At 71.3% G+C, this 26,125-nt stretch carries 24 protein-coding genes; 12 read left to right on the forward strand and 12 right to left on the reverse strand.

The window, feature by feature from the left end; translation table 11 throughout:
* Positions 1 to 198 precede the first annotated feature (198 nt).
* The 3 genes from ACGFWE_RS33075 (at position 199) to ACGFWE_RS33085 (ending at position 2,476) form a co-directional block, all read left to right on the forward strand.
* The gene (locus tag ACGFWE_RS33075; RefSeq protein ID WP_123763654.1) at positions 199 to 399 is read left to right on the forward strand and encodes a DUF4236 domain-containing protein; all 201 of its coding nucleotides are present in this window, start codon (positions 199 to 201) and stop codon (positions 397 to 399) included.
* 83 nt (positions 400 to 482) lie between these two features.
* Complete coding sequence (locus tag ACGFWE_RS33080) at positions 483 to 2,012, forward strand: UDP-N-acetylglucosamine 1-carboxyvinyltransferase (protein WP_352382139.1); 1,530 nt, start codon at positions 483 to 485, stop codon at positions 2,010 to 2,012.
* Between the two features lie 68 nt (positions 2,013 to 2,080).
* Positions 2,081 to 2,476, forward strand: coding sequence for a helix-turn-helix transcriptional regulator (locus ACGFWE_RS33085; RefSeq protein ID WP_352382141.1), 396 nt, complete (start codon positions 2,081 to 2,083; stop codon positions 2,474 to 2,476).
* Positions 2,477 to 2,494: 18 nt separating this feature from the next.
* Here ACGFWE_RS33085 and ACGFWE_RS33090 read toward each other — a convergent pair whose 3' ends face one another.
* Complete coding sequence (locus ACGFWE_RS33090) at positions 2,495 to 3,184, reverse strand: M24 family metallopeptidase (RefSeq protein ID WP_393603712.1); 690 nt, start codon at positions 3,182 to 3,184, stop codon at positions 2,495 to 2,497.
* Positions 3,185 to 3,373: 189 nt separating this feature from the next.
* On the opposite strand from ACGFWE_RS33090, the gene modA reads away from it, so the two are divergent.
* From modA to ACGFWE_RS33105, 3 genes are read left to right on the forward strand one after another with little or no spacing between them, the layout of a single operon-like run.
* Positions 3,374 to 4,192, forward strand: coding sequence for a molybdate ABC transporter substrate-binding protein (modA, locus tag ACGFWE_RS33095; RefSeq protein WP_393603714.1), 819 nt, complete (start codon positions 3,374 to 3,376; stop codon positions 4,190 to 4,192).
* Complete coding sequence (gene modB / locus ACGFWE_RS33100) at positions 4,189 to 5,058, forward strand: molybdate ABC transporter permease subunit (protein ID WP_393603716.1); 870 nt, start codon at positions 4,189 to 4,191, stop codon at positions 5,056 to 5,058. The genes modA and modB overlap by 4 nt, the downstream gene beginning before the upstream one ends.
* 20 nt (positions 5,059 to 5,078) lie before the next feature.
* Positions 5,079 to 6,173, forward strand: coding sequence for an ABC transporter ATP-binding protein (locus tag ACGFWE_RS33105; RefSeq protein WP_393603901.1), 1,095 nt, complete (start codon positions 5,079 to 5,081; stop codon positions 6,171 to 6,173).
* 600 nt (positions 6,174 to 6,773) lie between these two features.
* Here ACGFWE_RS33105 and ACGFWE_RS33110 read toward each other — a convergent pair.
* A complete protein-coding gene (locus tag ACGFWE_RS33110; RefSeq protein ID WP_393603718.1) occupies positions 6,774 to 7,202 on the reverse strand; it encodes a DUF6299 family protein in 429 nt (142 codons plus the stop codon).
* A 243-nt stretch (positions 7,203 to 7,445) separates the two neighbouring features.
* On the opposite strand from ACGFWE_RS33110, the gene ACGFWE_RS33115 reads away from it, so the two are divergent.
* Complete coding sequence (locus tag ACGFWE_RS33115) at positions 7,446 to 7,640, forward strand: DUF5999 family protein (protein ID WP_352382152.1); 195 nt, start codon at positions 7,446 to 7,448, stop codon at positions 7,638 to 7,640.
* Between the two features lie 44 nt (positions 7,641 to 7,684).
* On the opposite strand, the gene ACGFWE_RS33120 is transcribed toward ACGFWE_RS33115, so the two are convergent.
* Positions 7,685 to 8,083 carry a RidA family protein gene (locus ACGFWE_RS33120; protein ID WP_352382154.1) on the reverse strand — a complete coding sequence of 133 codons (399 nt, stop codon included), beginning with the start codon at positions 8,081 to 8,083 and terminating at the stop codon, positions 7,685 to 7,687.
* On the reverse strand, positions 8,080 to 9,207 hold the full coding sequence (locus ACGFWE_RS33125) for an acyl-CoA dehydrogenase family protein (RefSeq protein ID WP_393603720.1): 1,128 nt from the start codon (positions 9,205 to 9,207) through the stop codon (positions 8,080 to 8,082). The genes ACGFWE_RS33120 and ACGFWE_RS33125 overlap by 4 nt, the downstream gene beginning before the upstream one ends.
* A gap of 156 nt (positions 9,208 to 9,363) precedes the next feature.
* Between ACGFWE_RS33125 and ACGFWE_RS33130 the strand changes: the two genes are divergently transcribed.
* Together ACGFWE_RS33130 and ACGFWE_RS33135 are read left to right on the forward strand one after the other, a co-directional pair.
* Positions 9,364 to 10,956, forward strand: a complete 1,593-nt coding sequence (locus tag ACGFWE_RS33130) for an AMP-binding protein (RefSeq protein ID WP_352382564.1) — start codon at positions 9,364 to 9,366, stop codon at positions 10,954 to 10,956.
* A 15-nt stretch (positions 10,957 to 10,971) separates the two neighbouring features.
* Entirely contained in the window at positions 10,972 to 11,784 is an 813-nt protein-coding gene (locus ACGFWE_RS33135; protein ID WP_393603722.1) for a PaaX family transcriptional regulator C-terminal domain-containing protein, read from the forward strand.
* Positions 11,785 to 11,829: 45 nt separating this feature from the next.
* Here the strand turns inward: ACGFWE_RS33135 and ACGFWE_RS33140 are convergent, their stop codons facing one another.
* Both ACGFWE_RS33140 and ACGFWE_RS33145 read right to left on the reverse strand, forming a co-directional pair.
* A complete protein-coding gene (locus ACGFWE_RS33140; protein ID WP_393603724.1) occupies positions 11,830 to 14,106 on the reverse strand; it encodes a bifunctional salicylyl-CoA 5-hydroxylase/oxidoreductase in 2,277 nt (758 codons plus the stop codon).
* Positions 14,107 to 14,108: 2 nt separating this feature from the next.
* Positions 14,109 to 14,936 (reverse strand): enoyl-CoA hydratase family protein, encoded by an 828-nt coding sequence (locus tag ACGFWE_RS33145; RefSeq protein ID WP_352382162.1) that lies wholly within the window; start codon positions 14,934 to 14,936, stop codon positions 14,109 to 14,111.
* 332 nt (positions 14,937 to 15,268) lie between these two features.
* Between ACGFWE_RS33145 and ACGFWE_RS33150 the strand changes: the two genes are divergently transcribed.
* Positions 15,269 to 15,721 (forward strand): ATP-binding protein, encoded by a 453-nt coding sequence (locus tag ACGFWE_RS33150; RefSeq protein ID WP_352382163.1) that lies wholly within the window; start codon positions 15,269 to 15,271, stop codon positions 15,719 to 15,721.
* Between the two features lie 3 nt (positions 15,722 to 15,724).
* Here ACGFWE_RS33150 and argF read toward each other — a convergent pair whose 3' ends face one another.
* Together argF and ACGFWE_RS33160 are read right to left on the reverse strand one after the other, a co-directional pair.
* Entirely contained in the window at positions 15,725 to 16,732 is a 1,008-nt protein-coding gene (argF, locus tag ACGFWE_RS33155; RefSeq protein ID WP_393603726.1) for an ornithine carbamoyltransferase, read from the reverse strand.
* 103 nt (positions 16,733 to 16,835) lie between these two features.
* Positions 16,836 to 18,059, reverse strand: a complete 1,224-nt coding sequence (locus tag ACGFWE_RS33160) for an arginine deiminase (protein ID WP_393603728.1) — start codon at positions 18,057 to 18,059, stop codon at positions 16,836 to 16,838.
* A gap of 122 nt (positions 18,060 to 18,181) precedes the next feature.
* On the opposite strand from ACGFWE_RS33160, the gene ACGFWE_RS33165 reads away from it, so the two are divergent.
* Positions 18,182 to 19,186: an SPFH domain-containing protein gene (locus ACGFWE_RS33165; protein WP_393603730.1), complete on the forward strand. Its 1,005-nt coding sequence runs from the start codon at positions 18,182 to 18,184 to the stop codon at positions 19,184 to 19,186.
* Positions 19,183 to 20,073 (forward strand): hypothetical protein, encoded by an 891-nt coding sequence (locus tag ACGFWE_RS33170; protein ID WP_393603732.1) that lies wholly within the window; start codon positions 19,183 to 19,185, stop codon positions 20,071 to 20,073. The genes ACGFWE_RS33165 and ACGFWE_RS33170 overlap by 4 nt, the downstream gene beginning before the upstream one ends.
* A gap of 8 nt (positions 20,074 to 20,081) precedes the next feature.
* Here the strand turns inward: ACGFWE_RS33170 and ACGFWE_RS33175 are convergent, their stop codons facing one another.
* The 4 genes from ACGFWE_RS33175 to ACGFWE_RS33190 all read right to left on the reverse strand — a co-directional run bounded on the left by ACGFWE_RS33175 (position 20,082) and on the right by ACGFWE_RS33190 (position 26,114).
* Positions 20,082 to 22,625 carry a polynucleotide kinase-phosphatase gene (locus ACGFWE_RS33175; RefSeq protein ID WP_393603734.1) on the reverse strand — a complete coding sequence of 848 codons (2,544 nt, stop codon included), beginning with the start codon at positions 22,623 to 22,625 and terminating at the stop codon, positions 20,082 to 20,084.
* The gene (locus ACGFWE_RS33180; RefSeq protein ID WP_393603736.1) at positions 22,622 to 24,112 is read right to left on the reverse strand and encodes a 3' terminal RNA ribose 2'-O-methyltransferase Hen1; all 1,491 of its coding nucleotides are present in this window, start codon (positions 24,110 to 24,112) and stop codon (positions 22,622 to 22,624) included. Before ACGFWE_RS33180 ends, ACGFWE_RS33175 begins: the two co-directional genes overlap by 4 nt.
* Positions 24,113 to 24,261: 149 nt before the next feature.
* Complete coding sequence (locus ACGFWE_RS33185; RefSeq protein ID WP_393603738.1) at positions 24,262 to 25,185, reverse strand: LLM class F420-dependent oxidoreductase; 924 nt, start codon at positions 25,183 to 25,185, stop codon at positions 24,262 to 24,264.
* Positions 25,186 to 25,649: 464 nt separating this feature from the next.
* Positions 25,650 to 26,114, reverse strand: coding sequence for a DUF6099 family protein (locus ACGFWE_RS33190; RefSeq protein WP_393603740.1), 465 nt, complete (start codon positions 26,112 to 26,114; stop codon positions 25,650 to 25,652).
* Between the last annotated feature and the right edge of the window lie 11 nt (positions 26,115 to 26,125).

The raw sequence follows: 26,125 nt of genomic DNA on the forward strand, positions 1-26,125 counted from the left end.
CTCAGAGGTGCCACTCGCCCTCGCTCCGCAGCACGTGACAGGCCGGCGCCTGGGCACGTTCGGCCTCGGCAGACACGTTCGACTGCCCAACTCCCCCATAACAGCGGGCCGGTGTGAACCCGGTACCCATCACTTCGCCGAGCCGGGGTATTCGAACGGCATCGAAAGCACGCGACCGACCTTCAACGGGAGGCCCCCATGCCGCTCACGTTCCGCAAGAGTTTCCGGATTCTTCCCGGGGTGCGGCTGAACATCAACCGGCGCTCCTGGTCCATCACGACCGGCGGCGGAAGCCACGGACCGAAGCACACGCACAGCAGCACGGGACGTCGTACGACATCGGTTGATTTGCCCGGACCTTTCGGATGGCGTCGGACCCGTACCGCCAAGCGTCACTGACGTTTCCTCAGGTTCGCCCGGACCCCTCCCCGAACGGACCCCTCGGGAATGCGCCATCTCATATCTGAGATAGCCTCAACCCCATGGCAGACGACTACCTCGTACGTATCGGCAAGCTCATCCGTGACGCCCGGCAGCACCGGGGCTGGACACAGTCGCAGCTTGCCGAGGCGCTCGGCACCAGTCAGAGCGCCGTCAATCGCATCGAGCGCGGCAATCAAAACATCAGCCTTGAGATGATCGCCCGTATCGGTGAAGCACTCGACAGCGAAATCGTCTCTCTGGGCTACGCGGGCCCGATGCATCTGCGGGTGGTCGGCGGCCGTCGGCTGTCCGGCGCGATCGACGTCAAGACGAGCAAGAACGCGTGCGTGGCCCTGCTGTGCGCCTCGCTCCTCAACAGGGGGCGCACGGTGCTGCGCAGGGTCGCCCGCATCGAGGAGGTCTACCGCCTTCTGGAGGTGCTGAGCTCCATCGGGGTGCGCACCCGGTGGATCAACGGCGGCGTCGACCTCGAACTCGTGCCGCCGTCCGAGTTGGACATGGACGCCATCGATGCCGAGGCCGCCGTCCGCACGCGCTCGATCATCATGTTCCTGGGCCCGCTGCTGCACCGCATGGACAGCTTCAGGCTGCCGTACGCCGGCGGCTGCGACCTCGGCACCCGGACCATCGAGCCGCACATGATCGCGCTGCGCCGGTTCGGTCTGGACGTCGCGGCGACCGAGGGCCAGTACCACGCCCGGGTAGACCGGGCGGTCCGCCCCGACCGTCCGATCGTGCTGACCGAACGCGGCGACACCGTGACGGAGAACGCGCTGCTCGCGGCCGCCCGCCACGACGGCGTCACCGTCATCCGCAACGCCTCCTCCAACTACATGGTCCAGGACCTCTGCTTCTTCCTGGAGGCCCTGGGGGTCAAGGTCGAGGGCGTCGGCACCACCACCCTGACCGTGCACGGCGTGCCGCACATCGACGTGGACGTCGACTACTCCCCCTCCGAGGACCCGGTCGAGGCGATGAGCCTGCTGGCCGCGGCCGTGGTGACGGAGTCGGAGCTGACGGTGCGCCGGGTGCCGATCGAGTTCCTGGAGATCGAGCTCGCGGTGCTGGAGGAGATGGGCCTCGACCACGACCGTACGCCGGAGTACTTCGCCGACAACGGCCGTACCCGCCTGGTCGACCTCACGGTCCGGCCCTCCAAGCTGGAGGCGCCGATCGACAAGATCCACCCGATGCCGTTCCCCGGCCTGAACATCGACAACGTCCCGTTCTTCGCGGCCATCGCCGCGGTCGCACAGGGCCAGACCCTCATCCACGACTGGGTCTACGACAACCGCGCGATCTATCTGACGGATCTGAACCGGCTGGGCGGCCGCCTCCAACTCCTCGACCCGCACCGGGTGCTGGTGGAGGGACCGACCCGCTGGCGGGCCGCCGAGATGATGTGCCCGCCGGCCCTGCGCCCCGCCGTGGTCGTCCTGCTGGCGATGATGGCGGCCGACGGCACGTCCGTCCTGCGCAACGTCTATGTCATCAACCGCGGTTACGAGGACCTGGCCGAGCGGCTCAACTCGGTGGGGGCGCAGATCGAGATCTTCCGGGACATCTGACGTCCAGGACGAAGTGGTGGCGCGGGTCGACTGCGCCCCGGGACGCGAGGGCGCCTATGTTGGCGGCCATGCAGTCCTACACGATCGGCCAGGCCGCACGGCTGCTCGGCGTCAGCCCCGACACCGCGCGGCGGTGGGCGGACGCCGGGCGGGTCCCCACCCACCGGGACGACAGCGGTCGGCGCCTCATCGACGGGCGGGACCTGGCCGCCTTCTCCGTGGAGCTGGCCAAGGGGGACGGCGGTGAGGAGGAGACCTCCCACACCTCCGCCCGCAACGCCTTCCCCGGCATCGTCACCGCGGTGAAGCTCGGTGATGTCGCGGCCCAGGTGGAGATCCAGGCGGGCCCGCACCGGCTCGTGTCGCTGTTGACGCGGGAGGCCGTGGAGGAACTCGGCCTGGAGGTCGGGGTGGAGGCCACCGCCCGGGTGAAGTCGACGAACGTGCACATCGACCGCACCTGAGCACGGCCACCGCCCGGGTCAGAGGGTGAGCAGTTCCTCGTGGAAGCCGCCGAACTCCCGCTCTTCGTCGATGAGATGGACCTCCAGGATCCAGTGACAGCGGCGTCCGGCCCTGTCGGTGCGGCGCAGCGGGGTGTCGTTGGCGGGGGTGATGTACGACTCCACGTCGGCGCCGTCGATCCACTCGTGCGGGAACTCGCCGACCAGGTGGCCGGCGTGCCAGCCTCCCAGCTTCCAGCCCGACCCGGTCGCCAGCTGCTCGATCTCGGCGTACAGGCGCGCGCCGGTGATCTCCGGGTCGGCCTCGAAGCGGCTGCGGCCCGCGGCGAAGATTTTCGGCAGGTCGTCGCGGAGGCGGTGCTTGACCGGGTCGTCGCCGAGGACGAAGGTGCGGCCGAAGTCGGCCTCGTACTCCTCGAAGATCGGGCCGAAGTCCGCGAAGACGATGTCGTCCGCGCCGATCACGCGGTCCGGCGGGTTCTCCCGGTACGGCTTGAGCGTGTTCGGTCCGGAGCGCACGATCCGCCTGTGCCAGTGCCGGGTGGTACCGAACAGGTCGTTCGCCAGGTCCCGGATGCGGTCGCTGACCGCCTGCTCCCCCTCGCCCGGCACGACCAGCCCGCGCTCCCCGATCTCCGCGAAGAGCCGCTCGGCCTTCGCCTGGGCGTCCAGCAGTCTCGCCGCGCGCGTGGGTTCGTCATCCGCCATGGGGCCGACCGTAATCACCCGGATCAACCGGCGGCAACACCATTCATCGAGCCGCATACCGTACAAACGCACATGCCAACCTGATGGATCAGGTATCCGGCTCATGCGATGCGACAGGTGACTTTGCCCTTGCATCTGCGTCAGTATGATCGGCATGTGCCCGTGAGGACCAAAGGAAGTGGACCCGTGATGATCCCTACCGTGCGCCGGACCCGCCGGGCCTTGCGGGTGGCCGGTGCAGGTGTCGCCGCGCTGTTGGCCCTGACCGCCTGCTCGTCGTCCGACTCGGACTCCTCGTCCTCGAAGCCGGACTCCTCCGCCTCGGACCGGCTCTCCGGCACGGTGACCGTCTTCGCCGCCGCCTCCCTCCAGGAGAGCTTCACGGCCCTGGGCAAGCGGTTCGAGCAGGACCACCCCGGCACCCGGGTCACCTTCAGTTTCGGGGGCAGCGACTCGCTCGCCGCGAGCATCACCGGTGGCGCACCGGCGGACGTCTTCGCGTCCGCCAGCCCCAAGACGATGAAGATCGTCACGGACGCCGGGGACGCCTCCGGCACACCCGTGACCTTCGTGCGCAACCAGCTGGAGATCGCCACCCTGCCCGGCAACCCGGACAAGGTGGCGTCGCTGAAGGACCTCACGAACAAGGACCTGAAGGTCGTGCTGTGCGACAAGGAGGTGCCCTGCGGCGCCGCCGCGCAGAAGGCCCTCGGCGCGAGCAAACTGAAGCTGACCCCGGTCTCCTACGAGCAGGACGTCAAGGCCGCGCTGACGAAGGTCGAGCTGAAGGAGGCCGACGCGGCCGTCGTCTACAGGACCGATGTGCGCGCGGCGGGTGACAAGGTGGAGGGCGTGGAGTTCCCCGAGTCCGCCGACGCCGTCAACGACTACCCGATCACCCTGCTCAAGAGCACGCGGCACACGGACGCCGCGAAGGCGTTCATCGCGCTCGTGCGGTCCGCCGAGGGCCGGAAGGTCCTGACCGGGGCCGGGTTCCTCGAGCCGTGACCGTTCCCTCGTCGAGCAGGGCCGATGCCGCGACCGAGACCCTCCGGGGCGGGCCGCGGCGTCGGCGCGTCCGGACGGCCGGCGGCGGCCGCGGTGTGCCATTGCCTCTCCTCGTGCCCGCGCTGATGGGTCTGGCGTTCCTGATCGTGCCGCTGATCGCCCTGCTCGTACGGGCGCCCTGGCGGAGCATGCCCGAGCAGCTGACCGGCGCCGAGGTGTGGCAGGCGCTCCAGCTGTCCCTGATCTGCGCCACGGCCGCGACCGCGGTGAGCCTCGTGCTGGGGGTCCCGCTGGCCTGGCTGCTGGCCCGCGTCGAGTTCCCCGGCCGCGGTCTGGTCCGTGCCCTGGTCACCCTGCCGCTGGTCCTCCCACCGGTCGTCGGCGGTGTCGCCCTGCTCATGGCGCTGGGCCGCAACGGGGTCGTCGGGCAGTGGCTGGACGCCTGGTTCGGGATCACACTGCCCTTCACCACCGCCGGGGTCGTGGTCGCGGAGGCGTTCGTGGCGATGCCGTTCCTCGTCATCAGCGTGGAGGGCACCCTGCGGGCCGCCGACCCGCGCTACGAGGAGGCGGCGACGACCCTGGGCGCCTCCCGCTTCACCGCGTTCCGCCGGGTCACCCTCCCGCTGATCGCGCCGGGCATCGCGGCGGGCGCGGTGCTGGCCTGGGCGCGGGCGCTGGGCGAGTTCGGCGCGACGATCACTTTCGCCGGCAACTTCCCCGGCCGCACCCAGACCATGCCGCTGGCCGTCTACCTCGCCCTCCAGAGCGCCCCGGAGGCGGCCGTCGCCCTCAGCCTGGTCCTGCTGGCCGTGTCCGTGGCGGTACTGGCGGGACTGCGCGACCGTTGGATGACGGCAGGATGACACCGTTGGACGACAGCCGGATGACCGAGAAGCCCCGCCCCGCCCCCGACGCGACACCGGACGCGCCCGCCGCCCCCGGCGGTCTCGACGCCCGTCTCGTCGTGGACCGCGGAGCCTTCCGGCTCGACGTGTCGCTGTCGGTCGCCCACGGCGAGGTCGTCGCCCTGCTCGGCCCGAACGGTGCCGGGAAGACCACCGCCCTGCGCGCGCTGGCCGGGCTGACCCCGCTCACCGAAGGTCATCTACGGCTGGACGGCGCCGCGTTGGAGCGTACGCCGCCGGAGTCCCGCCCGGTGGGCGTCGTCTTCCAGGACTATCTGCTCTTCCCGCACCTCAGCGCCCTGGACAACATCGCCTTCGGCCCGCGCTGCCAGGGCGCGAGCAAGGTGGCGGCCCGCGCACGAGCCGCCGAGTGGCTGGACCGTATGGACCTCGCGGCCCACGCGGCCGCCAAGCCCCGCAAGTTGTCCGGCGGGCAGGCCCAACGCGTCGCGCTGGCGCGGGCGTTGGCCACCCGCCCCCGGCTGCTGCTCCTCGACGAGCCCCTCGCCGCCCTCGACGCCCGCACCCGTCTGGAGGTCCGAGCCCAACTCCGGCGCCACCTGGCGGAGTTCGAGGCCGTGGCCGTACTCGTCACCCACGATCCGCTCGACGCCATGGTCCTCGCCGACCGCCTCGTGGTCGTCGAACACGGCACGGTCGTCCAGGAAGGCGCCCCCTCCCACATCGCCCGCCACCCCCGTACCGACTACATCGCCCGGCTGGTCGGCCTGAACCTCTACCGGGGCGAGGCCGAGGGGCACACGGTCCGCCTGGAGGCGGGGCCCGCCCTCATCACCACGGAAGACCTCACGGGCCCCGTCTTCGTGGCCTTCCCGCCGAGCGCCGTGACCCTCCACCGCGAACCGCCCACCGGCTCCAGCGCCCGCAACCACTGGCGGTGCGAGGTCGCCGGCCTGGAGACCCACGGCGACCAGATCCGCGCCGACCTCACGGGCGAGCTCCCCCTCGTGGCGGACCTCACGACGGTGGCCGCCGCGGAGCTCGACCTGCACCCGGGCGCGGAGGTCTGGGCGGCGGTGAAGGCGGCGCAGACGCACGCGTATCCGGTCTGAGGAGGCCCGGAGGTGCGGGGCCGCGCAGGCACCCTCGCCACCGCAGTGACCGGACGAATCCACCCCCTCGGCCCTGCGGACCACCGAACCCGGCCGGGCACGGTGGGCGCCCGTGGACGATCCGCGCACACCTGACCGGTCCGGAGACATGACCGGCGGGTCCCTGTCCAGCCGGTCGGCTCGGTGGAGCCGCCGCTCCCCTCTCACTCGTACGGGCCTTCCGGGCAGGCCGTCCGGCCTGCCCGTTCCTAGCGTGAAGGCCTGCGTGGTGCGTCCGCCCGGCCCGCTCCCGGCCGCCGCCCCGAAGGAGGAGACCATGGCCCTGGCCACCCTCGAACACGGTTCCGACGTCCGGGCGGTCCTGCGGTGACCGCCGGGGACACCCCGCCCGCGCTGCGGTGCGCGAGCCGGCACTCCGGTCCGCGGGACGGGGAGGAGTGCGGGGCCCGCGCCCGTTTCCAGATCGCCTGCCATGCCCGGCCACCGCTGGTCGTGTGCCCTCAACACCTCGGTCCCGCCCTGCTGTTGGCCGAGGGTGTGTTGTGGCCGCCGGAGATCACACTCGTGCGCTGACCGCCCGGTGGGGAGCGTGGGCCGTACTCAGCCCTTCGTCAGCGTGATGTCCCGCTGCTCGGCGGCGTGGAAGCGGGGCAGCGGCAGACCGCCCTGGAGGCTGAGTTCCATGAGGGTGGCCTCGACGTGGGCCGCACCCGGTTCGAGGGCGCCCGAGGTGACCTTGCCCGTGTTCTCCCAGCTGCGCTGCACGCCGTCGCACACCGCGCGGGTTCCGCCGATGCCGTAGCGCACCGACGAGGAGCGCCCGCCCACGGAGGAGCTCACGAACACGGGGCCCGTGCCGGCGGTGCAGCGGTAGGTGCCGGACAAAGTCACGGTTCCGTCCTCGGCGATACGGCCGACGGAGTCGACGGTGACGGTCTCGGACGCGTCGGCGCTCGCGGGCAGTGCGGGGGCGGCCAGCAGGAACAGTGCGGCACCGGCAGCGGCGGTGAGAGCGAGGCGAACAGGCATGGGGGGTACCTCCCGGATGAGTGGAGTGAGGGTCTCCACTGCTACCGGGTACGCGCCCGGACAGCCGTGATCGTCACTCCTTCGGTGGCGAGTCCGCACCGAGCGTCGTGGAACCGTCCGAGAGTTGTCCGCGTGTTGTCACGCTTCACGTCGGACCGTTCCGATGAGTCCGCGACGGGAGCATGGTCTACCCATACGGATACGGCCCCCACAGGGACGGTCCAACCAATGTGGAGGTGCGCCATGTGTTCTCACCAGTCTTCGTGCGCTTCGTCCGACAACACCGCCGTGCACATCGTCGCCGCCCATCCCGAGCAGGGCTGGAACCTGCTGTGCAACGGCGCGATCGTCTTCGACGACACCGGCGAGCTGCTTCCCGACGGCCGCGTCGTCGCCCCGCACCGGGTGCCGACCGGAGAGTTGGCCGTCGCCGCCTGATCATCGGCGGCATACGGCGGCCTCGCGCCGGAAGACCGGCGCCGCTAGGGCAGTACCGCGAACCCGTCGAGCTCCACCGCCGCCTGGTCGTCCCACAGGCGCACGACCTCCACGACGGCCATCGCGGGATAGTCCCGGCCCGCCAACTCCCGCCAGATACGGCCCAGTTCGCGGGCGTGGGTGCGGTAGGCGGCGATGTCGGTGGCGTAGACCGTGACCCGGGCGAGGTCGGAGGGGGTACCGCCGGCGGCGGCGAGGGCGGTCAGGAGATTGGTGAGCGCCTTCTCGAACTGCTCCGGCAGGGAGTCGCCCACCACCTTGCCGTCGGTGTCGAGGGCCGTCTGCCCCGCCAGGAAGACCACCCGGGACCCGGTGGCGACGACCGCGTGCGAGAAGCCGGTGGGCGGGGAGAGTTCGGGCGGGTTGATGCGCTCGGCGCTCACGAGGCCTCCAGGTTCGCGTACAACTCCTTGGCGATGATGCCCCGTTGCACCTCGCTCGCCCCTTCGTAGATGCGCGGGGCGCGCACCTCCCGGTACAGGTGCTCCAGCAGATGTCCGCGCTGGAGGGCGCGCGCGCCGTGCAGCTGGACCGCGGTGTCGACGACGTACTGCGCCGTCTCGGTGGCCAGCAGCTTCGCCATCGCCGCCCGCTTGGGCACGTCCGGGGCGCCTTCGTCGTACGCCGTCGCCGCCGCGTACACCATGAGGCGGGCCGCGTCCGTGCGCAGGGCCAGCTCGGCGACGGTGTGGGCGACACTCTGGAGGTCCCTCAATCTGCCGCCGAAGGCCTCCCGCCGGGCGGTGTGCGCGAGGGTCGCGTCCAGCGCCGCCTGCGCCATGCCGACCGCGAAGGCGCCGACGCTGGGCCGGAAGAGGTTGAGGGTTCCCATGGCGACCCGGAAACCGCGGTCGACCTCACCGAGGACGTCGTCGGCGCTCACCGGAACGGCGTCGAGGGCGAGGGCGCCGATGGGGTGCGGGGAGAGCATGTCGAGGGCGGTGCCGGTGAGACCGGGACGGTCGGCGGGCACGAGGAAGGCGGTCACTCCACGGGCTCCGGCGCCGGGGGTGGTCCGGGCGAAGACGGTGTAGAAGTCGGCTTCGGGGGCGTTGGAGATCCAGCACTTCTCCCCGGTCAGCCGCCAGCGGGAGGGGCCGTCGGGGACCGCGGACAGGGACAGTGCCGCCGCGTCCGACCCCGCCCCCGGCTCGCTCAGCGCGAACGCGGCCACCGCGCTGCCGTCGCCGACCGCCGGCAACCAGCGCTCCCGCTGGGCCGGGTTGCCGTGGGCGTGGACGGGGTGGGCGCCGAGACCCTGGAGGGCGAGGGCCGTCTCCGCCTCCGTACAGGAGTACGCGAGGGACTCCCGCATCAGACAGAGGTCGAGGGCCCCGGAGGTGAACAGCCGCTCCAGCAGGCCGAGTCGACCGAGCTCGGCGATCAGCGGACGGTTCACATGCCCCGGCTCGCCCTTCTCCGCGAGCGGGCGCAGCCGTTCCGCGGCGAGGGCACGCAGCTCCGCACACCGGGCGGTCTGTGACGGTGCGAGTGAGAATGCGGGCATTGCCGGTCCCCTCTCGTCGACAGGACTCCACGACAGTATCGCGCGCCGTTGACTGTCGTCACCAACACGATACGCTCCTTGTGCGAGCCCACCATCGACGCCCACCAGGCGGCCCACTCGGCCCACGCGGCCCACAAGGCAAGGGGGCGACCCGCCATGAACGTCTCGGCCCATGTCGACACCTTCGCGCGCGACCACCTCCCGCCCCCCGAGCAGTGGCCGGAGCTCCGCTTCGACCTGCCGGAGCTGAGGTACCCCGATCGGCTGAACTGTGCCGCCGAGCTGCTGACGGGCCCGCCCGACGACCGCCCGGTCTTCCACACCCCGGCCGGGGACACATGGACGTACGGCACACTGCGCGCCCGGGTCGACCGGCTCGCGCATGTGCTCACCGGTGACCTCGGGGTCGTCCCCGGCAACCGTGTCCTGCTGCGCGGCCCGACCACGCCCTGGCTCGCGGCCTGCTGGCTGGCGGTACTGAAGGCCGGCGCGGTCGCCGTGACGGTGCTGGCCCAGCAGCGCCCGCACGAGCTGGCCACGATGTGCGGGATCGCACGCATAGAGCACGCCCTGTGCGACATACGCTCCGTCGACGACCTCGCCAAGGCCGAGATACCGGGCCTCAGGATCACGACGTACGGCGGCGACGCCCCCGACGACCTCCTGAACCGCGAGGCGCCCCAGACGCCGTACCCCGCTGTGGAGACCGCGGCCGACGACGTGGCGCTGATCGCCTTCACCTCCGGGACCACCGGGCGCCCCAAGGGCTGTATGCACTTCCACCGGGATGTGCTCGCGACAGCCGACACCTTCTCCAGGCATGTGCTGCGGCCCCATGTGGACGATGTGTTCGCGGGCAGTCCGCCGCTCGGTTTCACCTTCGGGCTCGGCGGTCTGGTGGTCTTCCCGATGCGCGCGGGCGCCAGCTCCCTCCTCCTCGAACAGGCCGGTCCCCAGCAGTTGCTGCAGGCCGTCGCCGAGCACCGGGTCTCCGTTCTCTTCACCGCGCCCACCGCCTACCGCGCCATGCTCGACGGGATCGACGCGTACGACGTCTCGTCCCTGCGCCGCTGTGTCTCCGCCGGTGAGAACCTCCCCGCGGCCACCTGGCGGGCCTGGCGGGAGCGGACCGGGCTGCGGATCGTCAACGGCATCGGCGCCACCGAGCTGCTGCACATCTTCATCTCCGCGGCCGACGAGGACATCCGGCCGGGGACGACCGGGGTGCCGGTACCCGGATGGCACGCGCGCGTGGTCGACGAGAGGGGTCACGAGAAGCCCGACGGCGAGCCCGGACTGCTCGCCGTACGCGGCCCGGTCGGCTGTCGTTATCTCGCCGATCCCCGGCAGCGCGAGTACGTGCGGGACGGCTGGAACATCACCGGCGACACATACATCCGCGAGAACGATGGTTACTTCCGCTATGTGGCCCGCGCGGACGACATGATCATCTCCGCCGGGTACAACATCGCCGGACCGGAGGTCGAGGACGCCCTGCTGCGACACCCGGACGTGGTCGAGGCGGCGGTCGTGGGGCGGGCCGACGAGGCACGTGGTCAGGTCGTCGTCGCCTTCGCGGTCCTGAAGGAGGGCGCCGAACGAGATGCCGACGCGCTGCGCGCCTTCGTCAAGGGCGAACTGGCACCCTACAAATGCCCGCGCGAGATCGTCTTCCTGGACGCGCTGCCGCGCACGGCGACCGGAAAGCTCCAGCGGTTCAGGCTGCGCACCGATGGTGACCAGCAGTGATCCACACGACCTAAGATGATCAACGTGTCCGACCAGCATGCACCACGGTCTCTCATCGTCACGCTCTACGGAGCCTACGGCCGCTTCATGCCGGGCCCCGTGCCCGTCGCCGAGCTGATCCGGCTGCTGGCCGCGGTCGGCGTGGACGCCCCCTCCGTACGGTCGTCGGTGTCCCGCCTCAAGCGGCGCGGGCTGCTGCTGCCGACCCGCACGGCACAGGGCGCCGCCGGCTACGCGCTGTCCCCGGACGCCCGCCAGCTGCTCGACGACGGCGACCGGCGCATCTACGCGGTCACCCCGCCCGAGGACGAGGGCTGGGTGCTCGCCGTGTTCTCGGTGCCCGAGTCGGAGCGGCAGAAGCGGCACGTGCTGCGCTCCCGACTGGCCGGACTCGGCTTCGGCACGGCGGCCCCCGGGGTGTGGATCGCCCCGGCGCGACTGTACGAGGAGGCCCGGCACACGCTCCAGCGGCTGCGGCTCGACCCGTACGTGGACTTCTTCCGCGGCGAGCATCTCGGTTTCGCGGCGACCGTGGAGGCGGTCTCCCGCTGGTGGGACCTGGCCGCGATCGCCAAGGAGCACGAGGCGTTCCTCGACCGCCACGCGCGCGTGCTGCACGACTGGGAGGAGCGGGCCGACACTCCGCCGGAGGAGGCCTACCGCGACTACCTCCTCGCCCTCGACTCCTGGCGCCACCTCCCCTACGCCGACCCCGGGCTGCCTGCCGCGCTGCTCCCGGAGGACTGGCCGGGCGGGCGGGCGGCGGCGGTGTTCCGGGGCCTGCACGAGCGGCTGCGGGACGCGGGGGCCACGTTCGCCGGTCTGTGATCCCGGGCCGTCGCAGTCGCGCGGTGCGCCGAGAGGAGCGGCCCCTCAAGCCCCCAGTCCGAGCCGGGGCTTCGGGGCATCCGTGCGGCCGGTCTGTGGCCGGCGGCTGCCCGCGCGGTACGGGTCGGGCCAGGCGACGCCGGGACCGTCGTACCCCTGCTCGGCGGCCGCGTGCAGGGTCCAGTGGGGGTCGTAGAGATGCGGGCGGGCCAGCGCGCACAGGTCCGTACGCCCGGCCAGGATCAGTGAGTTGACGTCGTCCCAGGAGGAGATGGCGCCGACCGCGATCACCGGGACGCCGGTCTCGTGGCGGATCCGGTCGGCGTACGGCGTCTGGTACGACCGCCCGTATTCCGGGTGCTCCTCGGCCACGACCTGCCCGGTCGACACGTCGATCGCGTCGGCGCCGTGCGCGGCGAAGGCGCGGGCGATCTCGACGGCGTCCGCGGCCGTGTTGCCGCCCTCGGCCCAGTCGGTGGCGGAGATACGGACGGTCATGGGCCGTTCCTGCGGCCACACTCCCCTGACGGCGTCGAAGACTTCGAGTGGGAAGCGGAGGCGCTTGGCAAGCGAGCCGCCGTAGGCGTCTGTGCGGCGGTTGGTCAGCGGGGAGAGGAAGCCGGAGAGCAGATAGCCGTGGGCGCAGTGCAGTTCGAGGAGGTCGAAGCCGGCTCGGGCGGCCCGCACGGCGGCTTGCGTGAACTGCAGGCGGATGTCGGTCAGTTGGGCACGGCTGAGCTCGCGCGGGGTCTGGTTGGAGGGCTTGTACGGGATCGGGGACGGCGCCACGACCGGCCAGTTGCCCTCGGTCAGCGGCTCGTCGATGCCCTCCCACATCAACTTGGTCGAGCCCTTGCGGCCACTGTGGCCGAGCTGCACACCGATCGCGGTGCCCGGCGACCGCGCATGGACGAAGTCGGTGATCCGCTTCCACGCCTCGGCCTGTCTGCCGTTGTAGAGGCCGGTGCAGCCGGGCGTGATGCGCCCCTCGGGCGAGACGCACACCATCTCGGTCATCACCAGCCCGGCGCCGCCGAGCGCCCTGGCCCCCAGGTGGACCAGGTGGAAGTCGCCCGGGATGCCGTCGGTGGCGGAGTACATGTCCATCGGTGAGACCACGACCCGGTTGCGCAGGGTCAGACCGCGCAGCCGGAACGGGGTGAACATCGGGGGCGTGCCCGGCGGGCAGCCGAACTCGCGCTCCACGGCGCCGGTGAAGCGGGCGTCGCGCAGGCGCAGGTTGTCGTGGGTGACCCGGCGGCTGCGGGTGAGCAGGTTGAAGGCGAACTGGCGGGGCGGCTGGTCCAGGTAGAGGCCGAGGTTCTCGAACCACTCCAGGCTCGCGCGGGCGGCGCGCTGCGTGGAGGCGACGACGGGTTTGCGCTCCGCCTCGTAGGCCGCCAACGCCTGTGTCAATGACGGGTGTTCCTCCAGGCAGGCGGCCAGGGCGAGGGCGTCCTCCACGGCGAGCTTGGTTCCGGAGCCGATGGAGAAGTGGGCGGTGTGGGCCGCGTCGCCGAGCAGCACGGTGTTGCCGTGCGACCAGCGTTCGTTGACCACCGTGCGGAAGGTGGTCCAGGTGGAGTCGTTGGAGCGGAGGGGGCGGCCGCGGAGTGCTTCGGCGAAGATCTTGGCGCAGCTCTGCGTCGACTCCTGTGCGCCGACCTCGTCGAAGCCGGCCGCCCTCCAGACCTCCTCTCGCATCTCGATGATCACGGTGGAGGCGTCGGGCCCGTAGGGGTAGCCGTGGAGCTGCATCACGCCGTGCTCGGTCTCGGCGATCTCGAACCGGAAGGCGTCGAAGGCGAAGTCGGCGGCGAGCCAGATGTAGCGGCAGTGGTGCGAGGTCACATGGGGGCGGAACACGGGTGCGTGGGCCCCGCGTGTGGTGCTGTTGACTCCGTCGGCGGCGATGACGAGGTCGTCCGTCTTTTCGAGACCGGCCGGGGCCCGGGTACGGAAGCGGAGGTCCACGCCGAGCGCGCGGCAGCGGTCGTGCAGTATCTCCAGGAGTCGTCTGCGACCGAGGGCGGCGAAGCCGTGTCCTGAGGAGGTGTGCCGGACGCCCCGGTGCACGATGTCGATGTCGTCCCAGCGGACGAAGTCGGCCTGCATCGCCTCGTAGACCACCGGGTCGGCGTGCTCGATGCCACCGAGGGTCTCGTCGGAGAGGACCACTCCGAAGCCGAAGGTGTCGTCGGGGGCGTTGCGTTCCCAGACGGTGATTTCACGTCCGGGATCGAGCCGCTTCAGCAGAGCTGCCGCGTACAGCCCACCAGGACCGCCGCCGATGATCGCGATGCGTCGGACAGACGTGGACATGATCACCGCCCCTTCCACTTCGGCGGCCTCTTCTCCGTGAACGCCGCGTGGAACTCCCGGTAGTCCTCGCCGTTCATCAGCAGGGCCTGCGTCGAGGCGTCCAGTTCCACCGAGGCCGCCAGCGGCATGTCCAGTTCCGCCGTCAGGAGGGCCTTCGTCTGTGCGTACGCCAGGGCCGGGCCCTCGGCCAGGCGGTGGGCCAGGGCCTGGGCCGCCTCGTCCGCGCCGCCCTCCCCCGTCAGTTCGCTGATCAGGCCGATGCGCTCGGCCTCGGGGGCGCGGACCGGTTCGCCGAGCATGAGGAGGCGGGTGGCATGGCCGAGGCCGACGACGCGGGGCAGCAGATAGGCCGCGCCCATGTCGCCGCCGGACAGGCCGACCCGGGTGAAGAGGAAGGCGAAGCGGGCCGAGGGGTCCGCCACCCGGAAATCGGCCGCCAGGGCGAGGACCGCGCCGGCGCCCGCCGCCACCCCGTGCACGGCCGCGATCACCGGGAACGGACACTCCCGTACGGCCCGCACCACCTGGCCCGTCATCCGGTTGAAGTCGAGGAGCTGGGCGGTGTCCATGGCGAGGGTCGCGCCGATGATCTCGTCGACGTCACCGCCGGAACAGAACCCGCGGCCCTCACCGGCCAGGACCAGGGCGCGCACGGAACGCTCGCGGGACAGCTCGGCGAGCAGGTCGCGCAGGTCGGCGTAGGCGCCGAAGGTGAGCGCGTTGAGTCTGTCGGGGCGGGCGAGGGTGACCGTGGCGACGCCGTCGGCGAGGTCGACGCGCAGATGCTGCCAGTCGGGGGTGCGGGCGGCGGAGCCGGTGAAGGGGCTCATGATCGTGCGGCCTCCTCGTGCTCGGAGTGCTCGGACGACGTGCGAGTGGCGAGGTTCCAGGTGCGCTCTGCCCTTCGAAGCTATCACTCATCTTTGACTGTCGTCATGAGTGCGCGATAGAGGTGCGAGAGGTGTCCGGATGTGACCTGGCCCCGTCACATCCGTCACGGCTCGTCGACAGACCGGCAACGGCGGGATCAGCCGTGGGAGGCAAGCCGTTGCTACGGGTAAGCCGCCTGCCAACGGGGCCGAAGGTCCCGTACGGTGCCCGCCGGACGACTCTGCCGAGGGCGCCGTACCATTCATCGGGTTGAAAGCAGGACAGCCTGCTCATGAACGGAACCGCCTTGCAAGATCGCCCCCCAGCCTCCGCGTCCTGGCGCATCGCGCTGCCGCATTCCGCCGCGGCCGTGCCCGTGGCGCGCGCTCTGGTCCGCACCGCGCTGGCCGAGCTGGAGCACGGGGCGGACTGCGACACCGCGGAGCTGCTGACGGCCGAGCTGGTGGCGAACGCCGTGGAGCACACGGTCGGCGACACCCCGATAGAGCTGGTCGTGGAGCTGCTGCCGACCGGCTGCCAGGTGGAGGTGCACGACCCGGACCCGGCGCCTCCGGGGCATCTCACCCGGCCGGACACCACGGAACCGGATCCCTGGCAGGAGCACGGCCGGGGGCTGCTCCTGATCAGGGCGCTCAGCTCGTCGTGCGGTCACCGCCCCACCGAGACCGGCAAGGCGGTGTGGTTCCACCTCAAGGCGGTGCCGCCTCAGTGGCACCCGGCGTGAGGTTCAGGCCAGGGTCGCGACCAGCACGGCCTTGATCGTGTGCAGGCGGTTCTCCGCCTCGTCGAAGACGACCGAGTGCGCCGACTCGAACACCTCGTCCGTGACCTCCAGGGAGTCGAGGCCGTGGGTCTCGAAGATCTCCTGGCCCACCTTCGTACCGAGGTCGTGGAAGGCGGGCAGGCAGTGCAGGAACTTGACGTCCGCGTTCCCCGTGGCCCGCAGCACGTCCATGGTCACCGCGTACGGCGACAGCGCGGCGATCCGCTCGTCCCACACGTCCTTCGGCTCGCCCATGGAGACCCAGACGTCGGTCGCGACGAAGTCCGCCCCTCGCACGCCCTCCTGCAGCGACTCGGTGAGGGTGATCCGCGCCCCGCTGTCCACGGCGAGCGCACGCGCCCGCTCGACGATGTCCTGCGCGGGCCAGTAGGCCGTCGGCGCGACGATCCGTACGTCCATGCCCAGCAGCGCACCGGTGATCAGATACGAGTTGCCCATGTTGAACCGCGCGTCACCGAGGTAGGCGAACGCGATCTCCCGGACCGGCTTCGCGGTGTGCTCGGTCATCGTGAGCACATCGGCCAGCATCTGTGTGGGGTGCCAGTCGTCGGTGAGCCCGTTGTAGACGGGCACCCCGGCGTACGCCGCCAGCTCCTCCACCTTCTGCTGGCTGTCCCCGCGGTACTCGATCCCGTCGTACATACGGCCGAGCACGCGCGCGGTGTCGCGTACGGACTCCTTGTGCCCGATCTGCGAGCCGGACGGGTCCAGGTAGGTCGTCGAGGCGCCCTGGTCCGCCGCGGCGACCTCGAACGCGCAGCGCGTGCGCGTCGAGGTCTTCTCGAAGATCAGCGCGATGTTCTTCCCGCTCAGGTACCGGGTCTCGGCCCCCGCCTTCTTGGCGGCCTTCAGCTCGGCCGCCAGCTCGACCAGCCCGAGGAACTCCTGCTCGGTGAAGTCGAGCTCCTTGAGGAAATGACGGCCGGCGAGGGCGGTCGGAACTGTCGCCATGGGGGGGCGCTCCAGAGGTACGTGATCAGACGGACCTTGGAAGTCTATACGACCTTCAGCATTTATATACAGACAGCTGTACGACCCTGCGCACACGGGTTCCCTATACGGCCGCCCGTTCCACCGGACAGCTCATGCAGCGCGGCCCGCCCCTGCCCCGCCCCAGCTCGCTGCCCGGGATCTCGATGACCTCGATGCCCTGCTTGCGCAGATGGGTGTTGGTGGTGGCGTTGCGCTCGTAGGCGACGACGACACCCGGCTCGACGGCGAGGACGTTGCAGCCGTCGTCCCACTGCTCGCGCTCGGCGGCGTGCACGTCCTGGGTGGCGGTCAGGACCCGGATCTCGCTCAGCCCGAGCGCGGCGGCGATCGCGCGGTGCATGTGCTCCGGCGGGTGGTCGGTGACCTTGAGTTCCTTGTCGCCGACGCCGGGTTCGATGGTGTACGACCGGAGCATGCCGAGCCCGGCGTACTGGGTGAAGGTGTCGCCGTCGACCATCGTCATCACGGTGTCGAGATGCATGAAGGCCCGCCGTTTCGGCATGTCGAGGGCCACGATCGAGTGCGCGGAGCCCTCGGCGAACAGCTTGTGCGCGAGCATCTCGACGGCCTGGGGCGTGGTCCGCTCGCTCATGCCGATGAGGACGGCGCCGTTGCCGATGACGAGGACGTCGCCTCCCTCGATGGTGGACGGGTAGTCGGCCTGGCCCTCCGACCAGACGTGGAACGTTTCGTCACGGAAGAGCGGGTGGTGGCGGTAGATCGCCTCGAAGTGGACCGTCTCGCGCCGGCGGGCCGGCCGGCGCATGGCGTTGACGGCGACCCCGTCGTAGATCCAGGCCGAGGTGTCGCGGGTGAAGAGGTGGTTGGGCAGCGGGGCGAGGAGGAAATCGTCGAGGTCCATCACATGGAAGCGCACGGAGGTCGGCTCCGGGTGCGCCTCCAGGAACTCCCGCTTGGTCATCCCGCCGACGAGCGCCTCCGCGAGTTCTCCGGCGGGCAGCGCCTCGAAGGACGCCCGGAGGTGGTCGGTGGCCAGCGGGCCGTACTCCTTCTCGTCGAAGACCCGGTCGAGCACGAGCGACCGGGCCTGCGGGATCTCCAGGACCTCGGTGAGCAGGTCGCCGAAGAGGTGCACGGCGACACCGCGGTCGCGCAGCACGTCGGCGAACCCGTCGTGCTCGGCGCGCGCCCGGCGCACCCAGAGCACGTCGTCGAAGAGGAGTGCGTCCTTGTTGCTGGGGGTGAGCCTTTTGAGCTCGAGATCCGGCCGGTGCAGGATGACGCGGCTGAGCCGCCCGGCTTCGGAGTCGACATGGAATCCCATGCCTCCATCCTGACCACCGAGGGGCCTCTTGACCCGCGGTCCGACCGGCTTTCTTGTTCTCGTCCCCTTGACGACAACTCGCTCTTCCGGTTATCGTCCAACAGACGAAAAGAGGGGGCTCGATGGCCGACATCACCCGGCGCCTCGGCTGGCGCCATCTGCGCGGCGCACCCACGGCGCACATCCGGCACCACCGCGGCGGCACACTGCTGCACGACGGTCCCGGGCTCAGCTTCTGGTTCCGCGCACTGACGGCCGCGCTCTCCGAAGTCCCGGTGGACGACCGCGAGCTGGCCATGACCTTCCACGCCCGTACGTCCGACTTCCAGGACGTGGCGGTGCAGGCGACCGTGACCTACCGGATCGGGGACCCGGCGCTCGCGGCCGCCCGTCTGGACTTCTCGATCGACCCGGACACCGGAGTGTGGCGGGGTGCGCCCCTGGAGCAACTGGGCACACTGCTCACGGAGACGGCCCAGCAGCACGCGCTCGACGTACTGGCCCGCACTCCCCTGTCCGTCGCCCTGGTCGACGGGGTGGCGGCGGTGCGCGAGCGGGTCGCGGCGGGCCTGGACGCCGAGCCACGGCTGCCGGCCACCGGCATCGAGGTGGTCGCCGTACGCGTGATGGCGCTGCGTCCCGAACCGGAGGTGGAACGGGCCCTGCGCACCCCGGCCCGCGAACAGATCCAGCAGGAGGCCGACCGGGCGACCTACGAACGGCGGGCCGTCGCCGTGGAGCGCGAGCGGGCCATCGCCGAGAACGAACTGGACAGCAAGATCGAACTCGCCCGCCGCGAGGAGCAGTTGGTGGACCAGCGGGGCACGAACGCCCGCCGGGAGGCCGAGGAGCACGCGGCGGCGGACGCGGTCCGGGCCGAGGCGGAGGCGACGCGGTCGGTCCGGCTGGCTCGCGCGGAGGCCGACGGAGTGCGCGCGGTCGGCGACGCCAAGGCACAGGCGCAGGCCGCCTGGTTGAAGGTGCACGCGGAGGTCGACGTCGCCACGCTGCACGCCCTCACCGGGACCCGGCTCGCGGAGAACCTGCCGAACATCGACAGCGTGACGATCTCCCCCGACGTACTGACGGGACTCCTGGCCAAACTGGGCGCACGGGAGCCGGAGTGAGTCTCGCGCCGCGCGCGGTCCTGGTCCATCGCACCACGGAGTACGAGGAGTTGGTGGCCCACCACGGCACCCACGGCCAGGCCGCCTTCTTCCTCTCCTCCCGGGGCCGGGACATCCGGGAGGTCGCCGAACGCCACGACCGCACCCGGCGGGCGCTCGCGGAGGTGACCTCCGCGATTCCGCTGACCTGGCGCCAGGCGCGGGTGGAGCGGGCCGACCTGGACCGTTTCCTGTTCGCTCCCGAGGACGTCGTGATCGTGGTCGGACAGGACGGACTGGTGGCGAACGTGGCCAAGTACCTCTCCGGGCAGCCGGTGCTGGGCATCGACACCGAGCCCGGCCGCAACCCCGGTGTCCTGGTGCGGCACCGACCGCGGGACACGGCCAAGTTGCTGACGGCGTCCGGTGCGGGTGTCGACGAGTTGACGATGGTCGAGGCGGTGGCGGACGACACCCAGCGGCTCGTCGCGCTGAACGAGATCTACCTGGGCGCCGCCGGACACCAGACCGCCAGATACCGCCTGGGCCTGGAGGGCGACGGGGGTGTCGTCGAGGCCCAGGCCTCCTCCGGGGTGCTGGTGGGGACGGGGACCGGAGCCACGGGCTGGCTCCGGTCCGTGTGGCAGGAGCGGGGCGCCGCCCTACGGCTGCCGGCCCCGACGGAGACCCGCCTGGTCTGGTTCGTCCGCGAGGCCTGGCCCTCCCCGGCCACCGGCACGTCGCTGACCGCCGGCGAACTCCCCGCCCCCGCCCGCCTCCGCCTCACCATCGAGTCCGAACGCCTGATCGCCTTCGGGGACGGGATGGAGGGCGACTCGCTGGAGCTGACGTGGGGGCAGACCGTGGAGGTGGGGGTGTGCGGGGAGCGGTTGCGGTTGGTGGGATGACCCACGCCTCACAAACGCGGGTCCACCGGCTCCGACTCCAGCGCCAGCACCCCGAACACCGCCTCGTGCACCCGCCACAGCGGCTCGCCCTCCGCCAATCGGTCCAGGGCCTCGAGACCGAGGGCGTACTCACGGATCGCGAGAGAGCGCTTGTGGTTCAGGAACCTCTTGCGCAGCCGGTCGAGGTTCTCCGGACGGGTGTACTCGGGACCGTAGATGATCCGCAGGTACTCCCGGCCGCGGCACTTGATGCCGGGCTGGACCAGACGGCCCTCCGTACTGCGGACCACCGCGCCGAGCGGCTTGACGACCATGCCCTCGCCGCCGCGCCCGGTCATCTCCAGCCACCAGTCGACGCCCGCCCGCACCGACTCCGGGTCACCGGTGTCGACGTAGAGGCGCCGGGTCGTCTGGAGCAGGCCCGTGCCGTCGTGCTCCACCAGGCGGTCGAGGAGGGCCAGTTGCTCGTCGTGCGGGAGCGCGGCGAGGCTGCGGCCCTGGACCGCGAGGATCTGGAACGGGGCCAGGCGGACACCGTCCAGGCCGTCGGTGGTCCAGCAGTAGCGCCGGTACGCGTCGGTGAACGCGCTCGCCGCGTCGGCCCGTTCACGCTGGCGGCCCAGCAGGTCCGTCACGTCCACGCCCCGGTCCGCGGCGCCCTGGAGCGCGGCCAGCGCGCCCGGGAACACCGCGCCGGACGCGGCGCCGACGGCCGCGTACTGCGACCGCAGCAGACCGGAGGCCTTCAGCGACCACGGCATCAGCTCGGCGTCCAACAGCAGCCAGTCGGTCGCGAGTTCGGTCCACAGACCCGCCTCGCCGATCGCCGTGCGCAACCGGTCCAGGATCGCCTCCGTCACCGACTCGTCGTCGAAGAACGGCCGGCCGGTGCGGGTGTACAGCGAGCCGGTCGGACCGTCGACGCCGAAGCGCCTGCGGGCCGCCTCCGCGTCCCGGCAGACCAGGGCCACCGCCCGCGAACCCATGTGCTTCTCCTCGCACACGACCCGCTCGACACCGTCCTGCGCGTACTGCGCGAAGGCCTCTTCCGGGTGCTCCAGGAAGCCTTCGACACGCGAGGTCGCCGTCGGTGCCATGGTCGGCGGAAGATACGGCAGCAGCCGCGGGTCCACCGCGAAGCGGCTCATGACCTCCAGAGCCGCGGCGGCGTTCTCCTCGCGGACCGCCACCCGGCCCTGGTGCCGGGTCTCGACCGCCCTGCGGCCGTGCACGTCGGCAAGGTCGAGGGGCCGGCCGTCCTGCCCGCCGGGCGCCTCCGACTTCAGCGGCTTCGTCGGCTCGTACCAGACCTGCTGCGCCGGTACGTCGACCAGCTCCCGCTCCGGCCAGCGCAGTGCCGTGAGCTTGCCGCCGAAGACCGCTCCGGTGTCCAGGCAGATCGTGTTGTTGAGCCAGGTCGCCTCCGGGACCGGGGTGTGGCCGTAGACCACGGCCGCCCGGCCGCGGTAGTCCTCCGCCCACGGATAGCGCACCGGCAGCCCGAACTCGTCGGTCTCACCGGTGGTGTCGCCGTACAGGGCGTGCGAGCGGACCCGCCCTGAGGTGCGGCCGTGGTACTTCTCCGGCAGACCGGCGTGGCAGACGACCAGGCGGCCGCCGTCGAGGACGTAGTGGCTGACCAGGCCGTCGATGAACTCCCTCACCTCGGCCCGGAACTCGTCCGTGACGCTCTCCATCTGCTCGATGGTCTCCGCAAGGCCATGGGTGTGCTGGACCTTGCGGCCCTTGAGGTAACGGCCGTACTTGTTCTCGTGGTTGCCCGGCACGCACAGCGCGTTGCCCGACTTCACCATCGACATCACGCGGCGCAGCACACCGGGGCTGTCCGGGCCGCGGTCGACGAGGTCACCGACGAAGACGGCCGTACGGCCCTCCGGGTGCACGCCGTCTGCGTAGCCCAACTTGCCCAGCAGCGACTCCAGTTCCAAGGCGCAGCCGTGGATGTCGCCGACGATGTCGAAGGGGCCGGTGAGTTGGGTCAGGTCGTTGAAGCGCTTCTCGGTGACGACGGTGGCGTTCTCGATGTCCGCCACCCCGCGCAGCACGTGCACCTTGCGGAAGCCCTCGCGCTCCAGGTGCCGGATCGAGCGCCGCAGTTCGCGGATGTGGCGCTTGATGACCCGGACCGGCATGTCGGCCCGGTCGGTGCGGCCCGCGTTGCGCTCGGCGCACACCTCCTCGGGCACGTCGAGCACGATGGCGATGGGCAGCACGTCGTACTGCTTGGCCAGGTCGATCAGCTGCCGTCGGGAGTCCGACTGCACGCTGGTCGCGTCGACGACCGTGCGGCGGCCGGCGGCCAGGCGCTTGCCCGCGATGTAGTGCAGGACGTCGAAGGCGTCCTTCGTCGCGCCCTGGTCGTTCTCGTCGTCGGAGACCAGGCCCCGGCAGAAGTCCGAGGAGATCACCTCGGTCGGCTTGAAGTTCCGGCGGGCGAACGTGGACTTGCCGGAGCCGGAGGCGCCGACGAGGACGACGAGGGAGAGGTCGGTGACGGGAAGAGTCCGCCCCGTGCGCTGGGTCTCGGTCATGCCGCCTTCGCCTCCTTCTCGGTGCTGGTCACGGTGCTGGTCACCGCTGTGCTGATCTCGAAAACGGCCATCTGGGTGGGGGGTCCGACCTCCGGGTCGTCCGGCCCCACCGGGACGAACTCCACGCCGTAGCCGTGCCGTTCGGCCACCGACGACGCCCAGTCACGGAACTCCTGCCGCGTCCACTCGAAGCGGTGGTCGCCGTGCCGGACATGCCCGGCCGGGAGCGACTCCCAGCGGACGTTGTACTCGACGTTCGGGGTCGTCACGAGGACGGTGCGGGGGCGGGCCGCGCCGAACACCGCGTACTCCAGGGCGGGCAGCCGGGGCAGGTCGAGGTGCTCGATCACCTCGCTGAGCACGGCGGCGTCGTACCCCTTGAGCCGCTTGTCGGTGTAGGCCAGCGAACCCTGGACGAGCTGGACGCGGGAGGCCATCCGCTCCCCCATGCGGTCCAGCTTCAGCCGCCGGGAGGCGATGGTGAGCGCCCGCACCGACACGTCGACGCCGACGATCTCGGTGAACTTCGGGTCCTTGAGCAGCGCCTGCACCAACTGGCCCTGTCCGCACCCGAGGTCCAGGACGCGGGCGGCACCGGCGGCGCGCAGCGCCTCCAGGATCGCCTCGCGGCGCTGGACGGCGAGCGGGGTCGGCTTCTCCTCGGTCTCGGTCTCCGCCTCGACGGCGTTGTCGATGTCCTCGACCGCGCTGTCGTCGGCCTCCGCGAGCCGCACCAGTTCCAGGCGCTCCATCGCCTCCCGCGTCAGCGACCAGCGGCGGGACAGATAACGGCTGGTGATCAGCTTCTGCTCCGGGTGCGCGGGCAGCCAGCCCTCACCGGCCCTGAGCAGCTTGTCGACCTCGTCGGAGGCCACCCAGTAGTGCTTGGCGTCGTCGAGGACAGGGAGGAGGACGTACAGGTGGCGCAGGGCCTCGGCGACGGTGAGCCGCGTGGACTCCAGTTCGAGACGGACGTACCGCGAGTCGCCCCACTCGGGGAACTCGGTGTCCAGCGCGACCGGTTCGACGGTCACGTCCCAACCGAGCGGCTCGAAGAGACGCCGTACGAGCTCCGGGCCGCCACGGGCCGGAAGCGCGGGCACCTCGACGCGCAACGGCCGCGGCTGCGAGGGCAGTTCGGGCTTCGCGGTGCACACCCCGCGCATCGCGCTGGAGAACACCGCGCTCAGCGCCACCGCGAGCAGCGAAGAGGCCGCGTACGGGCGGTCGTTGACGTACTGCGCGAGCGCCGCGTCCGGGGCGCCGCCGCGTCCCTTGCCCTTGCCGCGCCTGACCAGCGCCACCGCGTCGACCTCCAGCAACAGCGCCGCCGTGCAGCGCTGATCGTCCGCCTCCGGGTACAGGACGTGCGCCCTGCCGTAGGAGGTGGAGAACGCCTGCGCCTTGTCGGGATGCTTGTGCAGCAGGAAGCCGAGGTCGGTGGCGGGGCGCTCGGGAGTGCCGGTGGTACTGATCGTCAGGAACATGCGAGTGGCCTTTCCGGCCGGTGGACGGGACAGGATGCCGTGCGCGCGAAAGCCCCCGAGACGGTGATCCCGGGGGCTCGGCAGGACGACGCTCTCAGCTTCCCACAGCGGGTCCCACCTGCGCATTCGAATAACCAGGAGGCTCCGGTCTACGACAGCTGCGACTGCACCCGCGCGGAGATCAGCTCCAGGTGGTCCAGGTCGTCGAGGTCGAGGACCTGGAGGTAGATCCGACTCGAGCCCACGGCGGCGTAGCGGCCGATCTTGTCGACGACCTCGGCGGGGGTGCCGGCCAGGCCGTTGGCCTTGAGCTCCTCGACGTCACGGCCGATCGCCGCGGCGCGACGGGCGACCTCCTGGTCGTCCTTGCCGACGCACACGACGAGGGCGTTGGAGAAGGTGATCGCGTCGGCCGCGCGGCCCGCTTCCTGCGCGGCGGCACGGACCCGGCCGAACTGGGTCTCGCTGTCCTCGGGCGAGCCGAACGGCATGTTGAACTCGTCGGCGTAGCGGGCGGCGAGGCGCGGGGTACGGGTCGCGCCCTGGCCGCCGATCAGTACGGGGATCCTGTCCTGGGCGGGCTTGGGCAGCGCGGGCGACTTCGTGAGCTCGTAGTGCTCGCCGTGGAAGTCGAAGGTCTCGCCGGGCGCGGTGGCCCACAGACCGGTGACGATCTCCAGCTGCTCCTGGAGGCGGGGGAACTTCTCCTTCGGGAACGGGATGCCGTACGCCGTGTGCTCCTCCTCGAACCACCCGGCGCCCAGGCCGAGTTCGACGCGGCCGCCGGACATCTGGTCGACCTGGGCGACCTGGATGGCGAGGACGCCGGGGAGCCGGAAGGTGGCGGCGGTCATCAGGGTGCCGAGGCGTATCCGCTTGGTCTCGCGGGCGAGACCGGCGAGGGTGATCCAGGCGTCGGTGGGGCCGGGCAGGCCGTCGGCATCGCCCATCTTCAGATAGTGGTCGGAACGGAAGAAGGCGTCGAAGCCGAGGTCCTCGGTGGCCTTGGCGACGGTGAGGAGGGTGTCGTAGCTCGCGCCCTGCTGGGGCTCGGTGAAGATGCGGAGATCCATGATTCCATCCTGCACGCAGGAGTTCACCGTGGTCCCACCGGTCCCTGTGACCCCGCCAGTGACCGAGCCCTGCGGTGATCGTTGGCGCAGGTGGAGCCGGCTCGTCGTCGCCGGTGCGTGATCCGTTACCCGCGTCGGCCCCTCCGCCGGGGTCCTTGGGCCGAGGAGGCCTCATGTCCGAAGAAACCGTGCCGCCGACTGCGGGGGGTTGGGCAGCGGCTCTGACGGCGTTGGATGCGGATCTTCAGGGGGCCGGGGATTCTGGGCTGGGGGTCGGTGAGGAGGGGGTGGGCTGAGGGTTGTCCGGTGGCTGCGGATCGGTGGGGGCCGGTCGCGCCCCGCGGCGGAGCCGCTGATGTCACTGCCCCGCGCCCCTAGGTGGGTACAGCCGGGCTGCTTCGACTGCACCCACTCAGGGGCGCGGAACCGCGCGACCAGCCACGACGCACCCGCAGCCGAAAAGCTCACCCCGCCTCGGGCAACTCCTCCCCCCGGTCCGCCAGTCTTCGCAGCATCTGCAGTACCCGGTCCCGCGACTCGTCCGCCGCGTCGATCGCCTCCATGCACTGCCAGTACGTCGTCTCGTCGTCCGCCGCGCAGGCGAGGCCGACCAGGGCTATGCCCACCTCGCCGAGGAGGCCGCCGAGGCAGAGAAGGGCCTGGCGGGCATCGCCGAGTTCGGTGAGCTGCGCGGCCCGCAACTCCGCCACGGCGATGTCGGGACGCTCCAGGACTCCGCAGCCCCGGCCCGCCAGCTCGGTCAATCCCAGCGCCTCGCCCCGGAGTTCGGGGGGCCCGGCGACCGCGAGGCGGCTCCCTATCGCCTGGGCCAGGGCCTGCGCCTGCCACACCTCCGCCATGACCTGAGGCGCCTCGCCGCCCCCGGCCAGGGCACGCCTGCTCGTCACGATGAGCCGCACCGCGTCCATCGGCTGCCCCC

It is taken from the genome of Streptomyces sp. NPDC048523 (genome assembly GCF_043199815.1).
Taxonomy (GTDB): Bacteria; Actinomycetota; Actinomycetes; order Streptomycetales; family Streptomycetaceae; genus Streptomyces.